The sequence below is a fragment of the Terriglobales bacterium genome (genome assembly GCA_035624475.1).
Classification (GTDB): domain Bacteria; phylum Acidobacteriota; class Terriglobia; order Terriglobales; family Acidobacteriaceae; genus DASPRL01.
Window position 1 is genome coordinate 1 of the sequence record DASPRL010000192.1, and the last position, 2,588, is coordinate 2,588.

At 68.5% G+C, this 2,588-nt stretch carries 3 protein-coding genes; 2 read left to right on the forward strand and 1 reads right to left on the reverse strand.

The features are described from left to right. The coding region (locus VEG08_07980; protein ID HXZ27921.1) for an SDR family NAD(P)-dependent oxidoreductase at positions 1-369 on the reverse strand (369 nt) is incomplete at its 3' end. Between the two features lie 112 nt (positions 370-481). Here VEG08_07980 and VEG08_07985 point away from each other — a divergent pair. Together VEG08_07985 and VEG08_07990 are read left to right on the forward strand one after the other, a co-directional pair. Beyond that, positions 482-727 carry a glutaredoxin family protein gene (locus VEG08_07985; GenBank protein HXZ27922.1) on the forward strand — a complete coding sequence of 82 codons (246 nt, stop codon included), beginning with the start codon at positions 482-484 and terminating at the stop codon, positions 725-727. A gap of 166 nt (positions 728-893) precedes the next feature. Next, positions 894-2,492: a radical SAM protein gene (locus VEG08_07990; GenBank protein HXZ27923.1), complete on the forward strand. Its 1,599-nt coding sequence runs from the start codon at positions 894-896 to the stop codon at positions 2,490-2,492. Positions 2,493-2,588: the final 96 nt, after the last annotated feature.

Here is a 2,588-nt window from a genome sequence, read left to right on the forward strand (position 1 = left end):
CGTCACCAGGAAGGGTCCGCGGGTGTTGGTGGCGAACATCTCGTCCCACTGCGCCACCGTGATCCTGTCGAAGTCCACGGTGGCGTAGGTGCCGGCGTTGTTGACCAGCACGTCCAGCCCGCCCAATTCGCGGCGCAGTTCTTTGATCGCCGCCAGCACGCTCTTCTCCTCGCGGACGTCGCAGCGCAGGCCCAGCGCCCGCACTCCCAGCGAGGCCAGGTCGGTCACCGTGTGCCGCGCCTCCCGCTCCGAGCCCAGGTAGGTGATGGCCACGTCGGCGCCCGCCCGCGCCAGGGTGAGCGCGATCTCGCGCCCGATGCGCTTGGCTCCCCCCGTCACCAGGACGGCCTTCCCCTTGAGTTCCGTCATGGCAGGCATTGTACCAACCGTGTGGCACAGCCGCCCCGGCTGTGCCCCTCGCCCTTCTTCATTTCTCTGTGCCTCTGTGTCTCGGTGGTGAAGAAGTTTGCTATCATGCGCCATGGCCGCGTCCCGCCAGGTCGTGCTCTACACCCGCCGGGGCTGCCACTTGTGCGAGATCGTCAAGGAGAGCCTCAACAAGCTGGAGCGCCGCGGCGGCTTCACCTGGCAGGAAGTGGACGTGGACTCCGACGACGCCCTCCGCCGCCGCTTCACCGACGAGGTTCCGGTGGTCTTCATCGACGGGCGCAAAGCCTTCAAGTACCGCATGGACGAACGCGACTTCCTCCGCCGTTTGCAGGGCTGATTCCCGCCCCGTCACCCGCTGCTGTGACCGCAATCACTTCGCCGCCGGACGGCGGGGCCGTATCCTGACCTGCTGAGAGCACTCCCCGGAGCACGCCACCCGCGGGAAGTCTGCCATCGCCGCTCCTGGGGTCGGAGGGTAAAGCCCTGTTCGCAAGGAGGGCTTCATGTACGTCGCCAACTCCTCTTGCCGGGAGATGACCCACCAGCGTCCCAAGGTCCCCAAGCTCACCACCTCCCTACCCCACGGCCATCACTTCCTGGAGGACGCCCTCACCTGGTCCTCGGTGCGTCGCACCCTGGGCTGGCTGACTCGCCCCTCCTCCGATGGCAAGAGCCTGTTCGAGCAGCTCTGCGAGCACTACGACCGCCCGGGCTGGCGCTGGGCGCTGCCTAATCTCTTCATCGACCTGGGACTGAAGAAGGCCCACCTCGATCGCGAGAGCATGAAGAAGAACCTCTTCCACCATCCCCCCACGGTGAAGGCGCTGGCCCTGACCGCGCGTAGCATCGCCACCTACGGGCTGACGGTTCCGCAGCGCTTCACCGCGCCCCTGTTCGTGGTCTGGAACCTGACCCAGGCCTGCAACCTCTCCTGCCGTCACTGCTACCAGAGCGCCACTCGCCAGCCCCAGCCCGACGAGCTCACCCGCGAGCAGAAGCTCGACGCCGTCGACCAGATGGGCGAGGAGATGGTCCCATTCCTGGCGCTGGCCGGGGGCGAGCCCATGGTCTCCAAGGACCTGTGGGCGGTGCTGGAGCGCGCCCAGCAGCGCGGCATCCACACCACCATCGCCACCAACGGCATGATGCTCTCCCCGGAGAACTGCGAGCGCCTGCAGCAGGCCGGGGTGAAGTACGTCGAGGTCTCCATCGATTCCCTCGACCCCGAACAGCACGACGACTTCCGCGGGCAGCGCGGCGCCTGGGCGCGCGCCATCCAGGGCATCCGCAACTCGGTGGCCTCGGGCATGCGCACCGGCATGGCCGCCTGCTTCACCCGCGACACCGTCGAGCGCGCCGACGAGATGGTTGAATTCGCCATCGGCCTGGGCTGCAAGACCTTCGCCTTCTTCAACTTCATCCCCGTGGGCCGCGGCCGCGAGATGGCCCACGAGGACCTCACTCCCGGCCAGCGCGAGTTGCTGCTGCGCAAGCTGCAGCGCCACCTCAGCGAAGGCCGCATCAACGTGATCTCGACCGCGCCGCAGTTCAGCCGCTCCTGCGTGGTCTACAGCGACGGCGACGAGGCCGTCTTCGCCACCGGCCACGCCGGCGGCGGCAAGGGCAAGAAGACCATGGTGCTGGCCCGCTACATCGGCGGCTGCGGCGCCGGCCGCTGCTACTGCTCGCTCCAGCCCGACGGCACCGTCACTCCTTGCGTCTACATCCCCGGCGTGCCGGTGGGTAACCTGCGCCGGCAGAAGCTGCGCGAGATCTGGGACAACGCGCTGTTCGCCACCCTCTGCGACCGCGAGGACCGCTCCGACCACTGCGGCGTCTGCGACTACCGCAACTACTGCGGCGGCTGCCGCGCCCGCTCGCTCTCCTACACGGGCGATATCCAGGCCGGCGATCCCGGCTGCCTCTTCAACCTGCACGAGTGGGAGGAGGTCGCCGGCACCCACGAGGAGCGGGTGCAGATCATGAGCGCGGCGGCCCTGGTCGCCGCCGCCACCGGCGAGGTCCCGGGCGTGCCCGCCTCCGAGGTGCGCGCCGTCCGCGCCTGGCGAGAAGCCTTCTATGACTCCGAGAAAGCCTCGTGAGGAGAACGCCAGTCATGAGCCAGCTCGATGACATATTGCAGGTGCAGGCGCCCTGCGCCGACCTCAAATCCGTGCCCCCCGACCCGCCGCCCGCGC

Coding starts and splice junctions, on each gene's coding strand:
- VEG08_07985 (HXZ27922.1), top strand. CDS start 482: ATGGCCGCGTCCCGCCAGGTCGTGCTCTACACCCGCCGGGGCTGCCAC.
- VEG08_07990 (HXZ27923.1), top strand. CDS start 894: ATGTACGTCGCCAACTCCTCTTGCCGGGAGATGACCCACCAGCGTCCC.